Consider the following 26,530-nt stretch of genomic DNA (forward strand, 5'->3'; position numbering starts at 1 on the left):
CCTTGCCTTTCGGTCTGTTCGTCTGTTCGGTGGGTGCGGGCGGTGCGGTCGGTCAGTTCAGTTCGTCCGCGCGTGCCACCAGTGCCTCCAGCGCCCGGAACCAGGTCCCGGCCAGCTCCCTGACCGCGTCCTCGGAGAGGAGTCCGGCCGCGTAGGCCCAGTGGGCGCTGAGTTCCGGTCCTTCGGGGCGGTCCTCGGTGAGGGCGTTGAGGGTGAGCGTGTGGGACATCGGCATGCCGGCGTCGGCGTCGAGGTCGGCGGCGTCCTCCTCGGTGGCGTAGGACCAGTCGGCGGCCGCGGGACGGTCGAAGCGGCCCATGTAGTTGAACTCGATCTGCGGCTCGGCGAGTTCGGCGAGGAGCGGGCCGGTCGCGGGGTTGAGGCGGCGCAGCAGGCCGTGACCGATGCCGGCCACCGGCAGGGCGGTGAGGTGGTCGCGGATCCGGGCCACGGCCGCGTCGAGGGCGGGTCCGCCGGCCAGGGCCTCCGGGCCGGACGCACCGGGGTCGAGCCGTACCGGGACGACGCTGGTGAACCAGCCGACCGTGCGGGACAGGTCGGCGTCGCCCGCGAGTTCCTCCTCGCGGCCGTGGCCTTCCAGGTCGACCAGGACCGGACCGCCGGCTTGCTCGGCGCCCAGGGTCCGGGCCCGCCAGTCGCCGACGGCCAGGGCGAACGCGGTGAGCAGGACGTCGTTGACGCTCGCCCCGAAGGCGGCCGGGACCCGGCTGAGCAGGGGGCCGGTGACGGCGGCGGGCAGGGAGAGGGACAGGTAGCGGGTCGTGGCGACGGTGTCCCGGGCCGGGTCGAGAGGGCGGGGCAGCGGCAGATCGGCGCCCTCGGCGAGGACGGAGCTCCACCAGGGCAGCTCGTCCTCGGCAGCCGGTTCGCAGGCCCGGGCGCCGAGCAGCCGCGACCAGCGGGCGAACGACAGCTCCACCGGCGCCAGTTCGGGGGTACGGCCGCCGCGGACGGCCGCCCAGGCAGTGGCCAGGTCGGGCAGCAGTACCCGCCAGGAGACGCCGTCGACCACCAGGTGGTGGACGAGGAGCAGCAGCCGCCCGGGGTGGTCGGGTCCGGCGTCGAACCAGACCGCCCGCACCATCGCCCCGGCCTCGGGGTCGAGCCCCGCCAGAGCCGTCGGCGCGTGGCGGGTGATGGCGTCCCGCAGCGCGCTCTCGTCCGTGGCTGCCTCGCGTACGTCGACCCGGGTGAGCCAGGTCCGTACGTCGGTGCCGCCAGCTGCGGGCACCGACAGCGTGGCCTCGGGGGTGCGGACGAGCCGGGCCCGGAGCATGTCGTGCCGGGCGGCGAGCGCCCCGAGCACGGTCAGCAGGCCGGGTTCGGTGAGGTCCGCCGGGGTGCGCAGCAGGGCCGCCTGGTGGTAGGCGGCGACGGGGCCGCCGCGGTCGAGCAGGGCGCGCATGATCGGGGTGAGCGGGACGGTGCCGGTGCCGTCGTCGTGCGTGGCCTGCCGGTCGCCCGTGCCCAGCGGGACGGCGACGGCGGCGAGGGCGGCGACCGTGCGGTGCTGGAGGATCTGGCGCGGGGTGACCCGCAGGCCGCCCGACCGGGCGCGGGCGACGAGCTGCATGGCGACGATGCTGTCCCCGCCGAAGGCGAAGAAGTCGTCGTCCGTGCCGATCGCCTCGGCGGGCAGCCCGAGGGCGTCCGCGAACAGGTCGCGCAGGATGCGCTCGGTGTCGTTCTCCGGGGCCCGGCCGCCGCCCGCCGCGGTGAAGTCCGGGGCGGGCAGGGCGGCCCGGTCGAGCTTGCCGTTGGAGAGCAGCGGCAGCCGCTCCAGGACGACCACGGCGGCCGGGACCATGTAGTCGGGGAGGCGGGCGGCGGCATGGGCGCGCAACTCCGCGCCGTCCGCGCCATCCGTGCCGTCGACTTCGTCCGAGACCGCGTAGGCGATCAGCTGCCGTACTCCGGGCCGGTGTTCGCGGGTCACGACGACGCTCTGCGCGACCGCCGGGTGGGTGTCCAACGCGGCCTCGATCTCGGCGAGTTCGACGCGGTAGCCGCGGATCTTCACCTGGTCGTCCGTGCGGCCGGCGAATTCGAGCAGTCCGTCCTCGGTCCAGCGGGCCAGGTCGCCGGTGCGGTACATCCGCTCCCCCGGCAGCCCGAAGGGGTCGGCGACGAAGCGTTCGGCGGTGAGGTCGGGCCGGCCGAGGTAGCCGCGGGCCAGGCCCGGTCCGGACAGGTACAGCTCGCCGGTGACGCCGGGCGGGACCGGGCGCAGGGCGGTGTCCAGGACGTAGGCCCGGGAGTGGTGGACGGGGCGGCCGACGACCGGGCGGGCGCTGTCGCCGACCCGGCCGACGAGGGCGTCGACGGTGGCCTCGGTGGGGCCGTACAGGTTGACCGCCTCGGTGTCGGGGAGCGCGGCGAGCCGCTGCCACAGCGACTCGGGCACGGCCTCGCCGCCGAAGCCGACCACCGCGAGCGGGCAGTCGCCGCCGGGCCCGATCAGGCCGCTGTCGGCCATCCGGGCGAGCAGGGACGGGGTGACCTCGATGAAGTCGATGCCCAGGTCGCGGATGAACCCGGCGAGGAGCTCGGGGTCACGGCGGGTGTCGTCGTCGGCGATGTGCAGGGCGTGTCCGTCGAGGAGCCAGAGCTGCGGCTGCCAGGAGGCGTCGAAGGAGAACGACCAGGCGTGCCCGACCCGCAGGTGGCGCCGCCCGGTGCGCTCCTTGGCGAGGTCGTGCAGGTCGTGGCGGTGGCTGTGGAAGAGGTTGGCGACTCCGCGCTGGGTGACGACGACGCCCTTGGGGCGGCCGGTGGAGCCGGAGGTGTAGATGACGTAGGCGGGGTGGTCGGGGCCGGGGGCGGTGGGTTCGGCCTGCGGGAGGTCGTCCGGCAGGTCGTCCGGCGGACCGTCCTTAGGGGCGTCGAGGAGCAGGACGGGGGTCTCGGTGGCGGGCAGGCCCGCGGCGGTCTCGGTGGTGGCCAGGACGAGCACCGGGCGGGCGTCGGCGAGCATGCTGGTGAGGCGGGCCTCGGGCAGCTCGGGGTCGAGGGGCAGATAGGCGGCGCCCGCCCTCATCACGGCGAGGATCGCGGCGATGTGGTCGGCGGTGCGGGGCAGGGCGAGGGCCACGATCCGCTCGGGTGCGGCGCCGTGCCCGGCCAGGACGCGCGCCAACTCGTTACTACGGGCGTCGAGTTCGGCGAAGGTCCAGGTGGTGCGGCCGTCGGTGACGGCGACCGCGTCCGGAGTGGCGGCGGCCTGGGCGGCGAACAGCGCCGGTACCGTGCCGAGGCGTTCGGCGGCCGGGAGGGCGGTGTCGTTCCAGGTCTCCAGGACGGTGTACCGGTCGGCGGAGCCGAGCAGGTCGAGGCGGCCGACGGGGCGACCGGGGTCGGCGGCCATGCCGGTCAGCAGGCCGGTCAGGGCGTCCGTGATCCGTCGTACGGTGGCCGCCTCGAACAGGTCGGGGCGGAACTCGGCGGTCACCCGCAGCCGTTCGGCGGGCTCGACCGCCCAGGCGAGGGGGTAGTGGGTGGAGTCCGCGTGCTCGCGGACCGTGGCGCGCGGTGCGTCACCTGCGTCTTGGTCGGGTTCCGCCACCGGGTACGACTCGAACACCACGAGCGTGTCGAAGAGTTCGCCGAGTCCGGCGATGCGCTGGATGTCGGCGAGGCCGAGGTGCTGGTGGGCGATGAGCCGGGACTGCTCGTCCTGGACCCGTTCGAGGAGGGCGGCCGTGCTCTCCTCGGGGCGAATCCGCACCCGGACCGGGACGGTGTTGATGAACAGGCCGATCATCGCCTCGGCGCCGGGGAGTTCGGGCGAGCGGCCCGCGACGGTGGCGCCGAACACCACGTCGTCGCGCCCGGTGAGCCGGCCGAGGAGCACGCCCCAGGCCGCCTGCACGAGGGTGTTGACGGTGACGCCCGCGCGCCGGGCGAACGCCTCCAGCTCCGCGGTGCGGCCGGCGTCCAGCTCCACGGTGTGGGTGTGCGGGACGGCGGCGGCCCGGTCGGGGTCGGCGGGCGCGAGCCGGGTGGGTTCGGCGAGGCCGGTGAGCGTCTCGGTCCAGGCGGCGGCGGAGACGGCCGGGTCCTGGGCGGCCAGCAGCCGCAGGTGCTCCCGGTAGGGGGCGGGCGGGGCCGGGGTGCGGCCCTCGTAACGCGCCCACAGCTCGGCGGTGAGCAGCGGCAGCGACCAGCCGTCGAGGAGCAGGTGCTGGTGCGAGAGCACCAGGCGGTGCCGGTCCGGGCCGGTACGGGCCAGCAACAGGCGCAGCAGCGGCGGGCGTTCGGGGTCGAACCGGCGCCGCTCCTGCCCGAGCAGCCGGGTCCAGGCCGCACCGTCGCCATCAGCGACGTCGAGCTGTCGCCAGGGCAGTACGGCGGTGCGTGGTACGACGGCCACCGGGCGTCCGGAGGACAGGTACCGGAAGCCGCTGCGCAGGTTCTCGTGGGCGTCGAGCAGGTCCTGTGCGGCGGTGCGCAGCCGGTCGGCGTCGACGGGGCCTTCGAGGTCGTAGGTGATCTGGACGGTGTAGACGTCCGGGCCGTCGTCGCCGGAGTCCAGGGCCGCGTGGAAGAGCAGTCCGGCCTGGAGCGGGGAGAGGGGCAGCACGTCGGTGCCGGCGGGCAGGGCGGCGACGTCGGCGCGTTCGGCGTCGGTGAGGTCGAGGAGGACGGTTTCCCTGGCCCGGTCCCCGGACGTGGCGGTGGTCGCCACCGCGGCCAGCCCCGCCACCGACTTGTGCCGGAACACGTCGCGCGGGCTGAACGCCAGCCCGGCGGCACGGGCCCGGGCGACCAGTTGCATGGCGACGATGCTGTCCCCGCCGAGGGCGAAGAAGTCGTCGTCCACACCGACCCGTTCGAGGCCGAGCACCTCGGCGACGAGGGTGCCGAGGGTCTCCTCCAGCGGGGTCCGCGGCCGGCTGTCGGTCACCTCCGCGGCGAAGTCCGGGGCGGGCAGGGCCCTGCGGTCCAGCTTGCCGTTCGGGGTGAGCGGGAGGGCGTCGAGGGTGACGACGGCGGCCGGGACCATGTGGTCGGGCAGCGAGCGGGCGGTGTGGGCGCGCAGTTCGGCGGAGTCCGCGCCGGGGCCGGTGGGCACCACGTACGCGACGAGCCGTTCGTCCCGCATCACGACGGTGGCGTGCGCGACGGCCGGGTGTGCGGCGAGCACGCTCTCGATCTCGCCGAGCTCGATCCGGAAGCCGCGCAGCTTGACCTGGTCGTCGGTGCGGCCGAGGTACTCCAGCTCACCGTCGGCCGTCCAGCGGGCCAGGTCGCCGGTTCGGTACATGCGGGCCCCATCCGGACCGTACGGGTCGGCCACGAACCGCTCGGCGGTCAGGCCGGGCCGCTCCAGATAGCCGCGTGCCAGCTGCACGCCCGCCAGGTACAGCTCCCCCGCGACACCGGGCGGCACCGGACGCAGACCCGCGTCGAGGACATGGGCGCGGGTGTTCCAGACCGGGCGGCCGATGGGGACGCCCGTCGCGCCCGGGACGATCTCGGTCGCGGTCACGTCGACGGACGCCTCGGTGGGACCGTAGAGGTTGTGCAGGCGGGTGTCCGGCAGGACGTGGTGGAACCGGGCCGCCAGCGGCAGGGGCAGGGCCTCGCCGCTGCACATCACCTGGCGGAGGCCGGTGCAGTCGGCGGCGGCCGGCTCGTCGAGGAAGGCGCGCAGCATGGACGGCACGAAGTGGGCCGTGGTGACGCGCTCGCGCCGGATCAGGCCGGCCAGGTAGGCCGGGTCCTGGTGGCCCTCGGGCCGGGCGACGACCAGCGTGGCGCCGGTGATCAGCGGCCAGAAGAACTCCCAGACCGACACGTCGAAGCCAGCCGGGGTCTTCTGCAGCACGCGGTCGGCCGCGTCGAGGCGGTAGGTGTCCTGCATCCACAGCAGCCGGTTGGTGATCCCCCGGTGCGGGACGGTGACGCCCTTGGGGCGGCCGGTGGAGCCGGAGGTGTAGATGACGTAGGCGGGGTGGCGGGGGTCGTAGGAGGTGGGCAGCGGGGCGTCGGCGGGCTGGTCCGGGATGCCGTCGGCGGTCACCGTGAGGCGGGGTACGCCGGTGTCCGGAACGGCCACGTCCGCTCCCGTGACCAGGCAGGCCGGGCGGGCGTCGGTGAGCGTGTACGCCAGCCGCTCGGCCGGGTAGCCGGTGTCGAGGGGCAGGTACGCGGCGCCCGCGCGGTGCACGGCGAGCAGGGTCACCACGAGGGCGGCTGAGCGCGGCAGGGCGACGGCGACGGTCGTCTCGGCGCGGGCGCCGTGCGCGGCGAGGGTGTGGGCGAGCCGCTCGACGCGCTGGTCGAGTTCGGCGTAGGTGAGTACGGTGCCCTCGAAGACGAGGGCCGTGGCGGCGGGAGTCCGGGCGACCTGGGCGCGGAACAGTTCGGGGAGGGTGAGGTCCGGGACGGGCCGGGCGGTGTCGTTCCAGCCGGTGAGGACGCGGGCCCGCTCGTCCCCGTGCAGGACGTCGAGGGTGCCGACGCGGCGGCCGGGGTCGGCGGCGACCTGGGCCAGCAGGGACTCCAGGCGGCGGGCGAGGAGTTCGGCGGTCGGCTCGTCGAAGAGGTCGGCGCTGTACTCGATCCAGCCGTCGATGCGCTCGCCCTGCTCGACGAAGTCGAAGCTGAGGTCGAACTTGGCGCTGTCCTGCCCGACGGTCTCGCGGCGGGCGGTCAGGCCGGGCAGTGCGGGTGCCTCGCCCTGTCCCGCGAGGTGGACGACCATCACCTGGAACAACGGGTGCCGGGCCAGGGAGCGTTCGGGGTTGAGGGTCTCCACCAGCCGTTCGAAGGGCAGGTCCTGGTGCTGGAAGGCGGCCAGGTCGGTGTCCCGGACCCGGGCGAGCAGCTCACCGAAGGTGGGGTCGCCTGTCAGGTCGGTGCGCAGGACCAGGGAGTTGACGAAGAACCCGACCAGGTCTTCGAGTGCCTCGTCGGTCCGCCCGGACACCGGGGCGCCGAGCGGGATGTCGTCCCCGGCGCCGAGCCGGTGCAGCAGCGCGGCCACCGCGGCCTGGGCCACCATGAACATGCTGACGCCGTGGGTGCGGGCCAGGCCGCGCAGGGCGCCGGCCAGGGCGAGCGGGACGGTGAAGCCGGTGGTGCCGCCGCGCCCGGTGGGCTCGGCGGGGCGCGGCCGGTCGGTGGGCAGGTTCAGCTCGGCGGGCAGCCCGCGCAGGGTCTCGGTCCAGTGGGCGAGCAGCTCCGGCTCGGTCGCGGCCAGCAGGTCGCGCTGCCAGAGCGTGTAGTCGGCGTAACTCGCGGGCAGCGGCGCCCAGTCGGGGGCGTGCCCGGCGGTGCGGGCCGCGTAGGCGGTGGCGAGGTCGGCGAGCAGCGGCCGGTCGGACCACTCGTCGGTGGCGATGTGGTGGAGGAGGAGCAGCAGGACGTGTTCGCCGGGGCCGGTCTCGAACAGGGTGGCGCGGAGGGGGAGTTCGCGCTCCAGGTCGAAGACGTGCGCGGCCCGGTCGGCCAGCTCCTCCAACGGGGCCGAATCCAGCGGGACTCGGACCTCCGCCAGGATCCGCTGGTACGGGACCCCGTCGACCGCCGGGAAGACGGTGCGCAACGGGGTGTGCCGGGCGGCCACGTCGTCCAGGGCGGCCTGGAGGGCGTCCCGGTCGAGGGCGCCGGTCAGCCGCCAGGCGGAGGGGAGGTTGTACGCCGTGCTCGCGCCGTCGACCTGCGCGAGCAGCCACAGGCGCCGCTGGGCGGAGGACAGCGGCAGCAGCGCGGGGTGCGGGCGGGAGCCGGCGAGTGCGGGACGCGCCCCGGCGGCGGACGACCCGGCGGCGGACGTGTCGGTGCGGGCGGCGAGGAGGGCCACCGTCGGCGCCTCGAAGACGTCACGGACCGTCAGTTCCGTACCGAGTGCGGTGCGGACGCGGCTGACCAGGCGCATGGCGAGCAGCGAGTGGCCGCCGAACGCGAAGAAGTCGTCGTCCGCGCCGACCCGTTCGCGGCCGAGGACGTCGGCCAACAGGGCGGCGAGGATCTCCTCGCGCGGGGTGCGCGGCGCGGTGCCGTCGGCCGGGCCCGTGGTGAACTCGGGGGCGGGCAGGGCCTTGCGGTCGAGCTTGCCGTTCGGGGTGAGCGGCAACGCGTCGAGGGTGACGTAGGCGGCCGGGACCATGTGGGCGGGGAGTACGGCGGCGGCGTGGGCGCGCAGGGCGGTCGCGTCCACCACCGGGCCGGTGGCGGGGACGACGTAGGCGACGAGCGTCTGGCCGTGCACGGTGACCGTGGCGTGTGCGACGGACGGGTGGGCGGCGAGCACGGCCTCGATCTCGCCGGGCTCGACGCGGAAGCCGCGCACCTTCACCTGGTCGTCGGTGCGGCCGAGGTACTCGACCGTGCCGTCCGCCGTCCAGCGGGCCAGGTCGCCCGTGCGGTACATGCGGGTCCCCGCCGGACCGTACGGGTCGGCGACGAACCGCTCGGCGGTCAGGCCGGGCCGCTCCAGATAGCCGCGCGCCAGCTGCACGCCCGCCAGGTACAGCTCGCCCGGAACCCCGGGCGGCACCGGGCGCAGACCGGCGTCGAGGACGTACAGGCGGGTGTTCCAGACCGGGCGGCCGATGGGGACGGCGGTCGCGCCGGGGCCGATCTCGATCGCCGTGACGTCCACGGACGCCTCGGTGGGGCCGTAGAGGTTGTGCAGCCGAGCGTCGAGAACCTCGTGGAAGCGGCGGGTGAGGGCAGCCGGAAGCGCCTCGCCGCTGCACAGCACGCGGCGCAGGCCGGTGCAGCCGGCGGCCGTCGGCTCCTCCAGGAAGAGCTGGAGCATGGACGGCACGAAGTGGACGGTGGTGACGTCCTGTTCCCGGATCAGCGCGGCCAGGTAGGCGGGGTCGCGGTGGCCCTCGGGCCGAGCAACGACCAGCGTGGCGCCGGTGATCAGCGGCCAGAAGAACTCCCACACCGACACGTCGAAGCCGGCCGGCGTCTTCTGCAGCACGCGGTCGTCGGCGCCGAGGCGGTAGGTGTCCTGCATCCACAGCAGGCGGTTGGCGATGCCCTCGTGCGGGACGGTGACGCCCTTGGGGCGGCCGGTGGAGCCCGAGGTGTAGATGACGTAGGCCGGGTGCCGGGGGTCGTACGACGTCGGGAGCGCCGCCTCCGGGCCGGTGGGCAGGGCGTCGCGGACGACGCACACCGGGCGGGCGTCCTCGACCATGAGGGCGAGTCGGTCGGCCGGGTAGTCCGGGTCCAGCGGCAGGTAGGCGGCACCGGCGCGGTGCGTGGCGAGGAGGGCGACGACGAGGTCGACCGAGCGCGGCAGGGCGACGGCGACGGTCCGCTCCGGGCCGGCGCCGAGCCCGGCGAGGACCCGGGCGGTGTGCTCGACCCGGGCGTCCAGCTCGGCGTAGGTGAGCCGCTGCTCCTCGAAGACGAGGGCGGTGGCGTCGGGGGTGCGGGCCGCCTGGGCGCGGAACAGCTCGGGGAGCGTCAGAGCCGGGACGGGCCGGGCGGTGTCGTTCCAGCCCGTGAGGACGCGGGTCCGCTCGTCCTCGTCGAGGAGGTCGAGGTCCCCGAGCAGGGCGTCCGGTTCGGCGGCGGCGTGGGCGAGGAGCCGGGCCGCGCGGTCGGCCAGGGCCTCGGCGGTGCCGTGGTCGAAGAGGTCGGTGGCGTACTCCAGGAGCAGGACCACGCGGTCGGCCTCGTCGACGTACGTGAAGTGCAGGTCGAACTTGGCCATGCCGGTGTCCATGTCGAACCACTCGGTGGCCAGGCCCAGCACGTCGGGGTCGCCGTCGGGCCGGTGGTGGTAGCCGAGCATGACCTGGAAGAGCGGGTTGCGGCCGGCCGCCCGGGGCGGGTTGAGGGCCTCCACCACCCGGTCGAAGGGCAGGTCCTGGTACTCGAAGGCGGACAGCGACGACTCCCGGACCCGGCCGAGGAGTTCACGGAACGTCAGTCCGTCGCCGGACAGGTCGGTGCGCAGCACCAGGGTGTTGACGAAGAAGCCCACCAGGTCGCCGAGCGCCTCGTCGGTGCGCCCCGCGATGGGCGCGCCGAGGGGGATGTCGTCGCCCGCGCCGAGCCGCTGCAGCAGGGCGGCGGTGGCGGCCTGGAACAGCATGAACATGCTGGTGCCGGTGGCCGCCGTGAGGTCGCGCAGGGCGAGGCCGGTGGCGGCGGGCAGCTCCAGGCGGACCTTGCCGCCGCGGCCGGTCGGCTCGGCCGGGCGTGGCCGGTCGGAGGGCAGGGTCAGCTCGTCGGGCAGCCCGCGCAAGGCGTCCCGCCAGTGGGCGAGCTGGGTCTCACCACTGGTCGCGAGCAGGTCCCGCTGCCACAGGGTGTAGTCGGCGTACTGCACGGGCAGCGGCGCCCACTCCGGGGCCGTACCCGCGCGGCGGGCCGCGTAGGCGGTGCCGAGGTCGGCGAGGAACGGCCGGTCGGACCACTCGTCGGTGGTGATGTGGTGCAGGACGACCGCCACCACGTGGTCGTCGTCGGCCAGCCGGAACACCTCGCAGCGCAGCGGGAGTTCGGTCGTGAGGTCGAAGGGGCGGCGCTGGGCCGCCTCGATCAGCGCGGGCAGCGCCGCCTCGGTGGCCTCGGCGACGGTGAGGGCCGGATGGGCCTCCTCGGCGGGGACGATGCGCTGGTACGGCTCGCCGTCGTGGGCCGGGAACACCGTGCGCAGCGCCTCGTGGCGGGCGGCCACGTCCCGCAGGGCGGCGTGCAGGGCCTCGGTGTCGAGGTCGCCGCGCAGCCGGAAGACCAGCGGGAAGTTGTAGGCGACACCGCTGCCGGTGATCTGCTCCACGAGCAGCAGCCGGCGCTGGGCCGGGGACAGCGGGATCCGGGCGGGCCGGTCGGTCACCGGGGTGACGGGCGGCCGGGCCGGGCTCGCCGCGCCGACGCGGGAGGCGAGCCGGGCCGGGGTAGGGGCCTCGAAGAGGTCGCGGATGGCGAGTTCGGCGCCCAGTTCGGTGCGGGCGCGGCTGACCAGCCGGGTGGCGAGCAGCGAGTGGCCGCCGAGGTCGAAGAAGTTGTCCTCGGCGCCGGCCTCGGGCAGCCCGAGCACCTCCGCGAACAGGCGGCAGAGCACCTCCTCCTGCGGGGTGCGGGGGCCGCGGCCGCCGCCGAGGGCGACGGCGGGTTCGGCCTCGGGCAGGGCGCGGACGTCCAGCTTGCCGTTGGCGTTCATGGGCAGGCCGTCGACGGTGACGAAGGCGGCCGGGACCATGTACTCGGGCAGTTCGCGTCCGAGGTCCTCGCGCAGCCGCCGGACCAGGGCACTGGTCTCGCGGGCGGCGGTGGGGTCGTTGGCGTAGGGGGCGCTGCCGCCGCCGGGGCGGAACAGGCCGCCGACGAGCCGGTGTCCGGCGGTCTCTTCGGTGAGGAAGACGGCGTCGTAGGTGCCGGTCCGCTCCGACCAGGTGGTCAGCATGCGGTAACCGGCGGTCTCTCCGAGCGCGTGGAGGGTCTCCGGGTCGACGCCGTCCTCGCGGGTGCGGCCGTCGGGGATGCCGGTCACGCGCAGGGCGGCGGGCCGCTCGACGCGCGGGCGGTCGCCGACCCGGCCGGTCGTCAGGGCGCTCGAGTGCAGCAGTTGGCCGACGGCCTCGGAGGACCAGCCGCCGCGGGCGAGTTCGCCCACGGTGTGGGCGGTGGTCCACTCGACCGTCGGTGCGTCGTCGAGGCGGACGTCCAGCTCACCGGCGTACAGGACGACGTCGTAGCGGTGCCGGGTCAGCTCGTTGTGGTGGCGGCCGCGCTTGGTGCGCAGGTCGAGGCCGTAGCCCAGGGTGGCGAAGTAGTCGGGGTCGACCAGGAGTTCCTTCTCCAGGCGCAGCCCGCGCTCCACCGACCGCTCCAGGTCGGCCTCCGCCGTGCCCCGGGCGCGCTGGATCTCGGTGTGGAAGGTGCGGGCGAGCCGCAGGTTGCGGACGTCGCCGACGAACAGGGCGCCGCCGGGCGCGAGCAGCTCCATGGCGCCGTCGATGACGGCGGTGAGGTACTCGATGCTCGGGAAGTACTGGATGACGGAGTTGACGACGATCGTGTCGAAGTGGCCGGCGGGCAGGCCGCTCAGGTCGTCGGCGGGCCGGCAGCGCAGTTCCACCCGGGAGGCCATCTCGGGATCCCGGCTCCTCAGCTCCGCACCGATCTTGCGGATCACCGGGGCGGCGAAGTCGGTCGCCCAGTACTCCTCCGCGTCCGGCGCGAGCCGGGACAGCAACAGGCCGGAGCCGACGCCGATTTCGAGGATGCGGCGCGGGTTCAGGGCGCGGATGCGGGCGACGGTGGCCTCGCGCCACTCGTGCATCTGCTCGAAGGGGATGGGCCGACCGTCGTAGGAGCTGTCCCAGCCGTCGTACTGCTCGGTGAAGACGGCGGTGCCGATCTCCTCGTACTCGTCGGAGTAGATCTCCTGCCACTCCCCGACCTGCGCCGCCTCGGCGGCGATGCGGCCGGCACTGCGGTCGGCGGGGTCGGCGCCGGAGGGCACGACGTAGCCGACGAGGCGTTCGTCGCGGACCACGATGGCGGCCTGGGAGACCAGCGGGTGGCGGCTGAGGGCGGTCTCGATCTCGCCGGGTTCGATGCGGTAGCCGCGGATCTTGACCTGGTCGTCGGTGCGGCCGAGGAAGTCGAGGTTGCCGTCGGGGTTCCGGCGCACCAGGTCGCCGGTGCGGTACATGCGCTCGCCGGGCTCCCCGAACGGGTCGGCCACGAACCGCTCGGCGGTCAGGCCGGGCCGGTCGAGGTAGCCGCGGGCCAGGCCGATGCCGGCGATGTACAGCTCGCCGGGGACGCCGTCGGGCACCGGGCGCAGCCAGGCGTCCAGGATGTGGGCACGGGTGCCCCGGATGGGCTTGCCGACGGTGGGGGTGTCGGAGTCGAGGGTGCCGCCGCCGAGGGTGTTGATGGTGTACTCGGTCGGCCCGTACAGGTTGTAGCCGTAGGTGCCCTCGGTGTCGCGCAGGGCCGCCCACACCGTCTCCGGGACGGCCTCGCCGCCGAGCAGCACGAGCGGTGGGATGTGGCCGGTCAGCAGGCCCTGCTCGATCAGCAGCCGGGCGTACGTGGGCGTGACGTTGACGACGTCGATGCGGTACTGCTCGCAGTAGGCGACCAGTGCCTCCGCGTCCCGCCGCAACTCCTCGTCGCACACGTGCACTTCGTGACCCTCGACCAGCCAGAGCAGCTCCTCCCACGACATGTCGAAGGCGAAGGACACGGTGTGCGCGATCCGCAGCCGCCGGCCACCCGCTGCGGCGATCGCGGGTTCGAAGATCTCCTTCTGGTGGTTGAGCTGCATGTTCGTCAGGCCCCGGTAGGGGGTGACGACACCCTTGGGACGGCCGGTGGAGCCGGAGGTGTAGATGACGTAGGCGGGGTGTTCGAGGCTGAAGCGGCGGCGGACGGGGGTGTCAGGGAGCCCGGCCAGCTCGTCCCGCACCGCCGGGTCGTCGAGCAGGACACGGGGCAGGTCGTCGCCGTCGAGGGTCGCGGAGACGGCGGCGGTGGAGAGCAGGAGCAGCGGGCGGGCGTCGGCCAGCATCAGGGAGAGGCGGTCGGCCGGGTGGTCCAGTTCCAGGGGCAGGTAGGCGGCGCCGGTGCGCAGGACGGCGAAGAGCGCGACCACCATGTCGAGCGAGCGGCCCAGGCCGAGCGCGACCACCCGCTCCGGACCGGCGCCGCGCTCGATCAGCAGCCGGGCCGTCCGGTTGACGGCCGCGTCGAGTTCGGCGTAGGTCAGCGCGCGCTCGCCGAGGACGAGGGCCCTGGCGTCCGGGGTGCGCGCGGCCTGGGTGGCGAGGAGGTCGGCGATGGTCTCCTCGGGGACCTCGACCCGGCCGGCCGCCCGCTCCTCGCGCAGCGCCGCGTGTTCGGCGGGCAGCAGCGGGTCGAGGGAGCCCACGGGTGCCGTGAGGTCGGTGGTGAGGCGGTCGACGAGGAGGGTGAAGCGGTCGAGCAGGGCGCGGGCCCGGTCGGCCGGGACCAGGTCGGGCCGGTGGGTGAGGGTGACCGTGATCCGCTGCCCGGGGGTGACGACGAGGTTGGCCGGGTAGTGGGTGGCGTCGACGTTGGCGACGGCGGCGGCGCCGTGCCGGGTGCGCAGCTCCGCCAGCCGGTCCTCGGTGTCGTTGTTGCGCAGCACGAACAGCGTGTCGAACAGCTTGCGGTGCCCGGTCTCGGCCTGGAGCACGCCGAGGCTGAGGTGCTCGTACGGCATCAGGTCGAGGCGCTCGCCCTGGACGCGCCGGAGCAGGTCGAGGACCGGCTCGGCGGGGTCGAAGGCGATCCGGGTGGGCACGGTGTTGAGGAACAGGCCGATGATGTTCTCGACGTCGTGGACCTCGCTGGGCCGACCGGCGACGGTGGTGCCGAACACGACGTCGGTGCGGCCGGTGGCGGAGCCGAGGGTGAGGCCCCAGGCCGCGTTGAGCAGGGTGTTCAGGGTGAGGCCGTGGACACGGCCGGTCTCCCGCAGCCGGTCGCCGAGTTCGGCGGTGAGGCGTACGTCGAGCTGGTCGGGGATGACCGGTTCGAGGCCGTCGGCGGCGGTCGGGGCCAGCAGCGTAGGCTCCTCCAGGCCGGTCAGCGCGGTGCGCCAGGCGGCGGTGGCGGACGGGTCGTCCTGCTGGTCCAGCCAGGTCAGGTAGTCCCGGTAGCTGCCGGGCGCGGGCAGCGCGGAGGCGTCGCCGCCGGCCTCGTACAGGGCGAACAGCTCGTCGAGGAAGAGCCAGGCCGACCAGCCGTCCCAAAGGATCAGATGCCGGCCGATGACGAGGCGGTCGCCGCGCTCGGCGCCGAGGCGCAGCAGGAGCAGCCGGAACAGCGGGGGCGCGGACAGGTCGAAGCGGCGGTTGCGCTCGGCCTCGGTCAACTCCCGTACCCGTGCGTCCTGTTCGACGGCCGGGAGCTGGGAGAGGTCGACCTCGTCGAGCGGGATCTCCGGTGTCTCTGGGGTCTCGACGATGAACTGCACCGGCTGGTCGAGGCCTTCGCTGGTGAAACCGGCCCGCAGACCCGGGTTGCGGTCCAGGAGCGTGCGGGCGGCGGCGCGCAGCCGGGCCGGGTCCAGGCCGGTGGCGAAGTCGAAGGTCTCGTGGACGGTGTAGACGTCCAACGCGCCCTGGTCGTAGGCCGAGTGGAAAAACAGGCCCTCCTGGAGGGGGGCCAGCGGCCAGACGTCGGCGACGGCGGCCGGGGCGGCGAGGGCGCGGATCCGGGCGTGTTCGGCGTCGGTGAGGGTGAAGTCGGCAGCGGCGGGCGCGGCTTCTGTGGTGGTGCGGGCGGTGGCCGCGAGGGCGGCGGGCGTGCGGTGGGTGAAGACGTCCCGCGGGCTGAGGTCCAGGCCTGCCGCGCGGGCCCGGCTGGCGACGCCGATGGAGCTGATGCTGTCGCCGCCGAGCCGGAAGAAGTCGTCGTCCGGACCGGCGTCGGCGATGCCGAGGACGGCCGCGAAGATCTCGGTGAGCTGCTGTTCCAGCGGCCCGGCGGGCTCGCGGCGGACGGCTCGTTCGGCCTCGGGGGCGGGCAGCGCGGCCTGGTCGAGCTTGCCGCTGGGGGTGAGCGGCAGGTCGGCGAGGACGACGTACGCCTCCGGGACCAGCGGCGCGGGCAGCGCCTCGGCGAGGGCGGTACGCAGGTCGGCGGGGTCGGCGACGGCACCGGCCGTGGGGACCGCGTAGGCGACCAGGCGCTGGTCGCGGACGACCACGGCACCGCGCGCCACCGCCGGGTGCCGGGTCAACGCCGCCTCGATCTCGCCCAGTTCTATGCGGTTGCCGCGCAGCTTGACCTGCCGGTCGGTGCGGCCGAGGTAGTCGAGGCTGCCTCCCCCAGCCTCCGGCCGGGGGGACCCCCATGGGCGGCGGCGCACCAGGTCGCCGGTGCGGTACATGCGGGTGCCGGGGGCGCCGAAGGGATCGGCGACGAAGCGGTCGGCGGTGAGTGCGGGCCGCCGGTGGTAGCCGCGGGCCAGCTGGACGCCGGTCAGGTAGAGCTCGCCGGGCACCCCGTCGGGCACCGGGCGCAGGCAGGCGTCCAGGACGCGCAGGCCGGTGTTCCACACGGGCCGGCCGATGGGCACGGTGGTGCCGGGCGCACCGTCGAAGGCGTGGTGGGTGACGTCGACGGCGGCCTCGGTGGGGCCGTACAGGTTGTGCAGCGGTACGCCGGTCAGGTCGTGCCAGCGCCGGGCCGCCGTGCCGGGCAGGGCCTCGCCGCTGCTGAGGACGCGGCGCAGACTGCCCGCCCAGGCCGGATCGGCGGTGACCTCCTCGGCGGCGAGGAACGCGTCCAGCATCGACGGCACGAAGTGCATCGTCGTCACGCCCTCGGCCCGGATCAGCCGGGCCAGGTAGGCGGGGTCGCGGTGCCCGTCGGGCGCGGCGAGCACGACCGCGGCGCCCTCGTGCAGCGCCCAGAAGAACTCCCAGACGCTGACGTCGAAACTGGACGGGGTCTTCTGCAGCACCCGGTCGTCGGCGGCGAGTCCGTACGCGCCCTGCATCCAGGCCAGCCGGTTGCCGATGGCCCGGTGGGTGACGACGACACCCTTGGGGCGGCCGGTGGAGCCGGAGGTGTAGATGAGGTAGGCGGGGTGGTCGGGGGTGAGGGACGCGGTGTCCGGTGCTTCCTCGGGGATGTCGTTCTCGTCCTCAACGTACACGACCTCCAGTCCGTCCACCGCGGGCAGGCGTACGGCGTCCCGTGCCGTGGTGACGACGGTCCGGGCGCCGGAGTCGGCGAGCATGTACGCGATGCGGTCGGCCGGGTAGTCGAGGTCGACCGGCAGATAGGCGGCGCCGGACTTCAGCACGCCGAGCAGCGCGACCATCAGCTCGGCCGAGCGCGGCACGGCGACGGCGACGAACCGTTCGGGTCCGGCGCCCCGGGCGCGCAGGCGGCGGGCCAACGCCTCGGCTCGGGTGTCGAGTTCGGCGTAGGTGAGGGTGGTGCCCTCGTACACGACGGCGGTCGCGTCCGGGGTGCGTGCGGTCTGCGCGGCGATGGCGGCGGGCAGGGTGGTCGGGGGTACGGGGCGGCGCTCGCCCGCGGGGTGGACGCGCTCGGCCTCGGTGAGCAGGTCGAGGGCGGCCACCGGGCGCGCGGTGTCCTCGGTGAGGGCGTCCAGGACCCGGGTGAGCCGGTCGGCGAGCACGTGCACGGCCTCGCCGGGGACCCGGTTCGCGTGGTGCTTGAGGCGCAGGTCGAGCCGGCGGCCGGGCTTGACGATGAGGGCCAGCGGATAGTGCACGGCGTCGTGGAAGGCGTGCCCGGCCAGCCGGACCGTGCCGGTGGGGTCGGTGAGGTCGGATTCGGCGGGGTAGTTCTCGAACACCACCAGGGTGTCGAAGAGTTCGCCGCCGCCCGCGTGCCCGGCGGCCCGATGGATCTCGGCGAGGCCGAGGTGCTGGTGGTCGAGGAGGGCGCTCTGCTCCTGCTGGAGGCGCTCCAGGACGGCGCCGAGGGTGTCGGCGGGGGCCCAGCTCAGGCGGGTGGGCAGGGTGTTGATGAAGAGGCCGGCCATCGACTCGATGCCGGGCACGGCGGCGTCGCGGCCGGAGACGGTGGTGCCGAAGACCACGTCCTGGCGGCCGGTCAGCCCGGCGAGGAGCAGACCCCAGGCGGCCTGGACGACCGTGCCGAGGGTGACGCCGTGTTCGCGGGCGCGGGCGGTGAGCCGGGCGGTGGTGCGCTCGGGCAGTTCGACGCGGAGCTGGGCGGGCTCGATCGGCCCGGCGGCCGGGGTCTCGACCAGGCGGGTGGGCTCGTCGGTCCCGGCGAGGGCGGTGCGCCAGGCGTCCCGGGCGGCCTGCCGGTCGGCGCGCGCGACCCGGGCCAGGTAGCCGCGGTACGGGGCGACTTCGGGCAGTGAGGCGGGCTGGTCGCCGTAGAGGGAGAGGAGTTCGCGGTGCAGGACGGGCAGTGACCAGCCGTCGGCGACGATGTGATGGAAGGTCAGGACCAGGCGACTGCGGTCCGGGCCGAGGCGGACCAGGGCGCAGCGCAGCAGTGGCGGCCGGGCGAGGTCGAAGCGGCGGGCGCGTTCGTCGGCGGCGACGGCCTCGGCGAGGCCCGCGCGGACGGCGGTGTCCTGGGCGGACAGGTCGACCTCGTGCCAGGGCACGTCGAGGCCGGTGGCGACGAGCTGGGCCGGGCGGCCGTCCGGGAGCTGGCGGAAGCAGGCGCGCAGTGGGGCGTGCCGGTCGAGGAGCCGCTGGGCGGCCTGCCGGAGGAGGCCGCTGTCGACCTGCCCGGTGAGTTCGATCACCTGCTGGACGACGTAGGTGTCGTGCTCGGCGCCGTCCACGAGGGCGTGGAAGAAGAAGCCCTCCTGGAGCGGGCCGAGCGGCAGGACCTCGGCGACCGTGAGCGGGGCGTCGCCCTGGAGCGCGGCGAGTTCTTCGGCGGTCGGCGGGTCCCAGGGGGTGTCGGCCGGGTCCTCGGCGCCGTCGGTGGTGCGGGCGACGTCGGCGAGCTGGGCGACCGTGCGGTGCCGGAAGACGTCCCGCGGGGTCAGCTCCAGTCCGGCCCGGCGGGCCAGGACGAGCAGCTGGATGGCGACGATGCTGTCCCCGCCGAGCGCGAAGAAGTCGTCGTCGACGGTGACCGAGGGCACCCGCAGGGCTCGGGCGTACAGGTCGCACAGCAGGCGCTCGCGTTCGGTGCGCGGGGCCCGGCCGGAGCTGAGCAGGCCGTAGTCCGGGACCGGCAGGGCGGCGGAGTCTAGCTTGCCGCTGGGGGTGACGGGGAGCCGGTCCAGCGGGACGAGGGCGGCCGGGACCATGTACTCGGGCAGGAACTCGGCGGCGTGCGCGCGCAGCCCGGCCATCAGCGCGGTGACGTTGCGGAACGGCGCGGGACGGTTGGCGTGGGCGCGGACCTGGTCGGCGGGCACGTACAGCGGGCCGAGCGGCGTGTCGTCGCCGCGCGCGAACACCGCGTCGAGGCTGCCGTCCTCGGCGTCCGCGGTCCAGGTGAGGCCGGCCCGGTAGCCGTGCCGGGCGGCGGTCTCGTGCAGGGCCTCCGGGTCGACGCCGGCGCTGCCGGTGCGGCTGCTGTCGTCGAGGGCGCCGAGCGCGGCCAGGTCGGGGGCGAGGCGGGCGTTGGGGATGCCGGTGACGCGGAGGCGGGCGGGGCGGTCCGGGGCGGCGAGCCGCTCGGCGAGGGCGTCGGGGGTGCCGAGCGCGGACCAGGGCACCGAGGTCGAGGCGTCCGAAGCCGAGGCGTCCGGGGCCGGTTCGGTGCCGGGCCGCAGGACGACGTCGTACCGGTAGCGGGTCAGCTCGTTGTGGTGGACGCCCCGCTTGGTCCGTACGTCTGCCGTGAAGCCGTCCAGGGTCGCGAAGTAGTCCGGGTCGAGGAGGAGTTCGCCCTCCCAGGCCACGGCCCGGTCGACGGCGGCGCGCAGGGCTTCCTTGTCGTCGGCGGACCCGGTGTGGGCCCGGCCCGACTCGATGGCGGCGGCCAGCGTCCGCAGCAGCCGCAGATTGCGTACGTCGCCGACGAACAACGACCCGCCGGGCGCGAGCAGGTGCGCGGCCGAGCGCAGGACGCCGGTGAGGTAGTCGGCGTCCGGGAAGTACTGGACGACGGAGTTGACGACGATCGTGTCGAAGTGCCCGGCGGGCAGTCCGGTCAGCTCGTGCGCGGGCCGGGCGTGCAGGGTGACCCTGCCGGCCAGTTCCGGTACGGCGTCGACCTGGGCGCGCAGCGCGCGTACGGCTTCCTCGGAGAGGTCGGTGCCGACGTACTCGGCGCAGTCGGGGGCGATCCGGGAGAGCAGCAGGCCGCTGCCGACGCCGATCTCCAGGACCCGGCGGGGCCGCAGTTCGCGGATCCGGGCGACGGTCGCGTCCCGCCACTCGCGCAGGTCGGCGAGCGGGATGGGCAGGCCGTCGTACATGCTGTTCCAGCCCGCGAAGTTCTCCTCGAAGCCGTCGGATCCGGCGGCGGAGTAGAGGAGTTCGTGCAGGTCCTTCCAGTCGGACACGGCCTCGTCGGCCTCGGTGGCGGTGTCCAGGGAGGGCACGACGTAGGCGGCGAGGCGGCGGTCGCCGGGGCGGTCCTCGCGGACCACGACGGCGGCCTGGTCGACGGCCGGGTGGGCGCGCAGCACGGACTCGATCTCGCCCGGCTCGACACGGAAGCCGCGGATCTTGATCTGGCTGTCGACGCGGCCGTGGAACTCCATCCGTCCGTCGGACTTCCAGCGGACCAGGTCGCCGGTGCGGTACAGCCGTTCGCCGGGCACGCCGAACGGGTCGGCGACGAAGCGCTCGGCGGTCAGCGCGGGACGGCCGAGGTAGCCGCGGGCGAGCCCGGCGCCGCCCAGGTACAACTCCCCCACCACACCGGCGGGTACCGGCCGCAGCCGCTCGTCGAGGACGTAGGCGCGGGTGCCCGGGTCGGGGACGCCGATGGGCACGATGGTCCCGGCCGGGGTGTCCGGGTCGCACAGGCCGAGCGTGGAGTTGGTGGTGGCCTCGGTGGGTCCGTACGCGTTGAACATCATCCGGCCGCGCGCGTAGCGGCCGACGAGTTCGGGCGAGACGCGCTCGGTGCCGGCCAGCAGGGTGGCGGTGGGCGGGAGTTGCACGTCGTCGGGCATGGCCGCGAGCAGCGCGGGCGGCAGGATCATGAAGGTGATGCCGTGCTCGTTCGCGTAGTCGGCGAGCGGCGCGCCGGGTACCCGGCGGTCGGCGGGTACGACGACCAGCCGGCCGCCGGAGAGCAGGCCGAGGCACAGGTCCCAGAAGGCCACGTCGAAGCTGGGCGAGGCGAACTGCAGGACCCGGCTGTGCGGGCCGATCCCGAACCGCTCGCGCTGGGTGGCGACCAGCTTGGCGACGCCGGCGTGGGAGAGCACCACTCCCTTGGGGCGGCCGGTGGAGCCGGAGGTGTAGATGACGTACGCGGCGTGCGCGACCGTCAACTCGTCCGCGGTGGCCGGGTCGTGGGCCGGGTGGGTGGCCAGCTCGGCGACCGTCTCCGGGGCGTCGAGGACCAGCGGGTCCGTGCCCGGGGGCAGGTCGGGGACCATGTCGGCGGTGGTGACGAGGCAGACCGGGCGGGCGTCGTCGAGCATGTAGGCGATGCGGTCGGCCGGGTAGTCGGTGTCGACGGGGAGATAGGCGGCGCCCGTCTTCAGGACGGCGACCTCCGCGACGATCATGTCGGCGGACCGGGGTACGGCGAGCGCCACGACCTGCTCGGGACCGGCGCCCCGGGCGACCAGGGCGTGCGCCAACCGGGCTGCGCGGGCGTCGAGTTCGGCGTAGGTGAGGCGGACGTCCTCGTGGATGAGGGCGACTTCGTCGGGGCGGGCGGCGACCTGGTCGGCGAACATGCGCGGCCAGGTGAGCGCGGGCACGTCGTGCGCGGTGTCGTTCCAGTCGGCCAGGACCAGCCGCCGCTCGTCGGCGCCGAGGAGTTCGAGGTCGGCGAGCGGGGTGCCGGGACGGTCGAGGGCGTCGGCGAGGAGCGCGGCGTAGTGGCCGAGGACGCGGTCGGCGGTGCCGGGTTCGAAGAGGTCGGCGGCGTAGTCCGCGCGCAGCTGCCCGTCGGTGACGGAGAGCGCCAGGTCCAGCGGACCGCCTTCCCCCCAGGGTGCGGTTCCGAAGCCGACGGCGCACAACAGGGCGCCGCCGCGACCGGGTTCGGGAGCGAGCAGTCGTAGCAGCTCGGCGGTCGGCAGCCGGTGGGCCGTGGCCTGGGCGCGGGCGGCCGTGACGTGGTCGCGCAACTCGGCGAACGGCATGGCGCCGTTCACCACCAGCCGGAGCGGCAGGCCCTCGTGAGCGACCGTCAGGTCCTGTGCCGCGCCACCGCCGTAGCGGTGCAGGAGGGCGACGAAGACGGCGAGCAGAGTCGGCTCGTCGGCAGGACCGGGAAGCCCGGCAGGTCCGGTCAGCTCGACCGTGCGTCCGGCGCGCGGCCGCGGCTCCTGCGGGGGCGCCGGGTGCGGGTGGTCGAACGGCAGCGAGGTCTCCGGTACCGGTGCGGCGAACCGTTCCCGCCAGTAGTCCTCCGCGGGTCCCGTCCGCGCCGTCGAAACAGAAGTCGAAGCCGCAGAAGAAGGTGCGGAAGAACGCGTGTTGCCCGACACAGCTGCCCGTGCCTCCCCATAGGTGTGGAACGGCTCAGCGGAGCCGCGACCGCTCGCATAGTAAGGTAAGGATTGCCTAACTCAACAGGGTCAATCCGACTTCAGCGGCCCAAGTCACAGCGGCTGAGGTTATGCTCACCTAACCTGCTATCAGGACTGTTCGCGGACCACCGGACGACGGCATGGAGACCGGCAAGTGGCTTCAGGCAGAAGGCTTCGCACCACGGTGCTGGTGACACTGATCATCGCCCTCCTGGCCCTTTTGTCCCTTCTCTCCGTGGCGCTGGGCGCGTTGAGCATCCCGCTCGACCAGGTGGTGCGCTCGGTCCTCGGGCATCCGCCGAGCCGGCTGGTCGACAACGTGATCTGGTCGGTGCGCGTCCCCCGGACCCTGCTCGGCCTGACCACGGGCGCCGCGCTCGGCATGTCCGGCGCCCTGATGCAGGCCCTGACCCGCAACCCCCTTGCCGATCCCGGCATCCTCGGGGTGAGCGCGGGCGCGTCCTTCGCGATCGTCGTGTCGGTCGCGGTGTTCGGGGTCGGATCGCTGTATGGCTACGTGTGGTTCGCGTTCGCCGGAGCGCTCGCCGCGAGCGTCCTGGTCTTCCTCCTCGGACGACTCGGCCGCTCCGGGGCGACCCCGGTGAAGCTGGCGCTCGCCGGCGTGGCCGTCACCTCGCTGCTGTCGTCGCTGACCAGTGCCGTGGTGCTCACCGACCAGGACGCGCTGGACCGTTACCGCTACTGGTCCGCCGGCACCCTGGCCGACCAGGACTCCGGCGACCTGGTGCGCATCCTGCCCTTCCTCGCGGTGGGCGCGGTCCTCGCCCTGTCCTGCGCCCCGGCCCTGAACAGCCTGGCGCTCGGCGACGACGTGGCCGCCTCCCTGGGCCGGCGGCTGGGGCTGGTACGGCTCCAGGGGGTGACCGCGATCGTGCTGCTGACCGGCGCGTCGGTCGCCGTCATCGGTCCGGTGGTCTTCCTCGGCCTGGTCGTCCCGCACATCGCCCGGCTGCTCGCCCAGTTCGCCGGCATCGGCCCCGACCACCGCTGGCTGCTGCCGCTGTCCGCCGCGCTGGCGCCGGTCCTGCTGCTGTCCGCCGACATCGTGGGCCGGACGGTGGCCCGGCCCACCGAGATCCAGGCCGGTGTCCTCGTCGCCTTCCTCGGCGGCCCGTTCTTCATCGCCCTGGTCCGCCGCCGGAAACTCGCGGAGGTGTGAGCGTGCCCGCACAGTCCTCTCCCGCTCCCGTGCCCTCTCCCTCCCTGGCTCCCGCTCCCGCCGTTTCCGCCCGGCCCGCGCTGCGCGACCGGCCGTTCCGGCTGGCCGTGCCCCCGGTGTCCGGCATGCTGCGGCCGCGCCTGGTGCTGACCGGAGTGCTCGTCGGCGTGGGCGCGTTCGCGCTGTTCTGCTGGGGCCTGGCCCTCGGCGACTACCCGGTGAGCCTGCCCGACGTCGTCAAGGCCCTGTTCGGCGTGGGCGACCCCGGGACCCTCGTCGTCGTACGGGACCTGCGGCTGCCGCGCGCCCTGACCGGCCTCCTGGTCGGCCTCGCCTTCGGGGTCTCCGGGGCGGTGTTCCAGACGATGACCCGCAATGCGCTGGCCAGCCCCGACATGATCGGGCTGACCGAGGGCGCCGGCACGGCGGTGGTCGCGGCGGTGGTCCTCGGCTGGTCCGGCGGGCTCGGGCTGTCCACCGTGGGGCTGCTCGGCGCCCTGGCGACCGCGCTGCTCGTGTACGCGCTGGCCTGGAAGGGCGGGGCCACCGGCTACCGCATCATCCTCGTCGGCATCGGCGTCTCCTGGATCTGCACCAGCGCCACCGACTTCCTGGTGGCGCGGGGCAACCGGTTCCAGGCCGAGGAGGCCATCGGCTGGCTGGTCGGCAACCTCAACGGCCGCACCTGGAGCCAGGTGGACTCCCTGGCGATCGCCCTCGCCGTGCTGCTGCCCGTCACCCTGGGCCTGGGCCGCTGGATGCGCACGCTCCAGCTCGGCGACGACGTGGCCGCCGGGCTCGGCACCCCCGTCCAGCCGGTCCGGCTGGCGCTGCTGCTGACCGGGGTGGGCCTGGTCGCCTTCGGCACGGCCGCAGCGGGACCGGTGGCCTTCGTGGCCCTGGCCTGCCCGCAGATCGCGCTGCGGCTGGCCGGCACCTCGGCACCGCCCCCGCTCGTCTCCGGTCTCACCGGTGCGTTCGTCGTCCTCGGCTCCGACCTCCTCGCCCGCGAGGCGGTCCCCGGGACGGAACTGCCGGTCGGGATCGTCACCGGCGCCCTCGGCGCGCCGGTCCTGCTGTGGCTGCTCGTCCGCGCCAACCGCGCGGGATCTGGAGGCTGATCCCATGTCGACCACCGCCCCGCGCACCCCGGGCTCCCCCGAACAGCCGTCCCCCGGACCCGAGTTGCGGGCCCGCGGCCTCCATCTCGCCTACGACGGACGGCCTGTGGTGGCCGACCTCGACCTCACCGTGCCCACCGGCCGGATCACGGCCATCGTCGGCGCCAACGCCTCCGGCAAGTCGACCCTGTTGCGCGCCCTCGCCCGGCTGCTGGCCCCGCGCCAGGGCGTCGTCGAACTGGACGGCATCGCCCTGCGCTCCATCGCGACCCGCGAACTCGCCCGCAAACTCGGCATCCTGCCGCAGACACCGGTGGCACCGGAGGGGGTGACCGTCGCCGACCTGGTCAACCGCGGGCGCTCCCCGCACCAGACCTGGTGGCGGCAGTGGTCGGCGGCGGACGAGGAGGCGGTGCGGGCGGCGCTGGCGGCGACCGGCCTGACCGAGCTCGCGGACCGGCCGGTGGACGAGCTCTCCGGCGGCCAGCGGCAGCGCGCCTGGATCGCCATGGCCGTCGCCCAGGGCACCCCCGTGCTGCTCCTGGACGAGCCGACGACCTATCTCGACCTCGCCCACCAGATCGACGTCCTGGACCTGGTCACGGACCTCAACCGGCGCGAGGGCCGCACGGTGGTGATGGTGCTGCACGACCTCAACCAGGCCTGCCGGTACGCCGATCACGTCTTCGCCATGAAGGCCGGCCGTATCGTCGCCGAGGGCCCACCGGCCGAGGTGGTCACCGAGGCGACCGTCGAGGACGTCTTCGACCTGCGCTGCCGGATCACCCCCGACCCGGTCAGCGGCACCCCGATGGTCATCCCGCTCGGCCGCCACCACGACGGTGGCGACGCCCGCGACGGCGACATGCGCGACGGCGGCACCCCCCGCGACGAGGGCACCCGCGACGCCGAGGGCGCGGTACCGGCCGCGGTCGACTGACCGGCCGGCCGGGACGACGCCCGGGACTCCCCGCCCCGCCGGAAGAACCCGCGCGGCAGACCGCCCCGGCACACGCGCGGACCCCCGCAGACACGGCCCCGGCCGGAGCCGGAGCCGCTCGGGATGCCGCCCCTGCGAGAGGCGCCCGGCTCAGGGACGCGACGTCAGATACCCGCCCATGGTGCGGAAGTAGTCCGCCGCCGCGTACTCCGTGCCGTCGTCCGTGCGTACCCGCCGGACCAGCAGTCCCCGTCCGCGCCCGGTGTGGGCGTCGGCGCCCGCGACGACGACCACACCGTCGCCCTCGCGGATGAAGATCCGGCCCGGGGTGCCGCCGTAACGGCCCTCGGAGACGGCGGCGGAGACGATCCTGAGCCGCTCGCCGCGGTGGAAGGCGTAGGCGTTCGGGTACGGGTCCGACTGGGCCCGCACCAGGCGCTCCAGGCGCTCCGCGGGCCAGGTCCAGTCGATGCGGCTGTCCTCCAGGGACCGCTTGTGGAAGAAGCTGGCGCGGGTGCGGTCCTGCGGCACCCACTGCCCGGCGTCCCGGCCGGCGGCGATCAGGTCGAGCGACTCGCGCACGATGGGCGCGATCAGGCCGACCGTGCGGTGGAAGAGGTCGGTGGCGGTGTCGGCGGGGCCGACCGGCACCGAGCGCTGCACCAGGACGTCCCCGGCGTCGAGTTCGGTGTTCATGCGGTGCGCGGTCACCCCGACCCGCTCCTCGCCGTTGATCAGCGCCCAGATGATCGGGGAGAACCCGGCGTAGGCCGGCAGCAGGGAGTCGTGGATGTTCAGGGTGCCGTGCGGGGGCAGGTCGAAGAGCTCCGGGGGCAGCCAGGTCCGCCAGTTGTTGGCGACGATGATGTCCGGCCGGGACTCCCGTACGGCGGCGAGGAGTTCGGCGTCGTCGGGGCGGTTGCGCAGCAGCACCGGGACGCCGTGCTTCTCGGCCAGCTCGGCGACGTTGTCGTCCCAGATCTTCTCGTAGGCGTGCTCGCTCCTCGGATGGGTGACGACGAGAACCACCTCGTGATCGGAGTCCAGCAGCGCCTGAAGCGTGCGGTGACCCCAGGTCTGGTAGCCGAGCATGACGACCCGCATGACGGTCCTTCCCTTCACTGACTCCATTGCTAGGTAAGCCTTACCTTATCTAGCATGGGTCT

Annotated in this window: 5 protein-coding genes; 3 read left to right on the forward strand and 2 right to left on the reverse strand. The window is 74.6% G+C overall.

All coding sequences use genetic code 11. The annotated features are described in order from the left end of the window. Positions 1–52: 52 nt before the first annotated feature. Positions 53–22,081: a non-ribosomal peptide synthase/polyketide synthase gene (locus ABZ887_RS35380; RefSeq protein WP_361298759.1), complete on the reverse strand. Its 22,029-nt coding sequence runs from the start codon at positions 22,079–22,081 to the stop codon at positions 53–55. A 196-nt stretch (positions 22,082–22,277) separates the two neighbouring features. Between ABZ887_RS35380 and ABZ887_RS35385 the strand changes: the two genes are divergently transcribed. The 3 genes from ABZ887_RS35385 to ABZ887_RS35395 all read left to right on the forward strand — a co-directional run bounded on the left by ABZ887_RS35385 (position 22,278) and on the right by ABZ887_RS35395 (position 25,364). Continuing rightward, positions 22,278–23,303: an iron ABC transporter permease gene (locus ABZ887_RS35385; protein WP_361298762.1), complete on the forward strand. Its 1,026-nt coding sequence runs from the start codon at positions 22,278–22,280 to the stop codon at positions 23,301–23,303. Positions 23,304–23,428: 125 nt separating this feature from the next. Further along, positions 23,429–24,424: an iron chelate uptake ABC transporter family permease subunit gene (locus ABZ887_RS35390; protein WP_361298955.1), complete on the forward strand. Its 996-nt coding sequence runs from the start codon at positions 23,429–23,431 to the stop codon at positions 24,422–24,424. A gap of 4 nt (positions 24,425–24,428) precedes the next feature. Beyond that, positions 24,429–25,364: an ABC transporter ATP-binding protein gene (locus ABZ887_RS35395; RefSeq protein WP_361298765.1), complete on the forward strand. Its 936-nt coding sequence runs from the start codon at positions 24,429–24,431 to the stop codon at positions 25,362–25,364. A gap of 150 nt (positions 25,365–25,514) precedes the next feature. On the opposite strand, the gene ABZ887_RS35400 is transcribed toward ABZ887_RS35395, so the two are convergent. Next, positions 25,515–26,468 carry a methionyl-tRNA formyltransferase gene (locus ABZ887_RS35400; protein WP_361298768.1) on the reverse strand — a complete coding sequence of 318 codons (954 nt, stop codon included), beginning with the start codon at positions 26,466–26,468 and terminating at the stop codon, positions 25,515–25,517. Positions 26,469–26,530 lie beyond the last annotated feature (62 nt).

The organism is Streptomyces sp. NPDC047061 (assembly GCF_040643955.1).
GTDB lineage: Bacteria > Actinomycetota > Actinomycetes > Streptomycetales > Streptomycetaceae > Streptomyces.

Bases quoted from the DNA above. Each gene is read 5' to 3' on its own strand.
- ABZ887_RS35390 (WP_361298955.1), top strand. From the start codon at position 23,429: ATGCTGCGGCCGCGCCTGGTGCTGACCGGAGTGCTCGTCGGCGTGGGC.
- ABZ887_RS35395 (WP_361298765.1), top strand. From the start codon at position 24,429: ATGTCGACCACCGCCCCGCGCACCCCGGGCTCCCCCGAACAGCCGTCC.
- ABZ887_RS35400 (WP_361298768.1), bottom strand. From the start codon at position 26,468: ATGCGGGTCGTCATGCTCGGCTACCAGACCTGGGGTCACCGCACGCTT.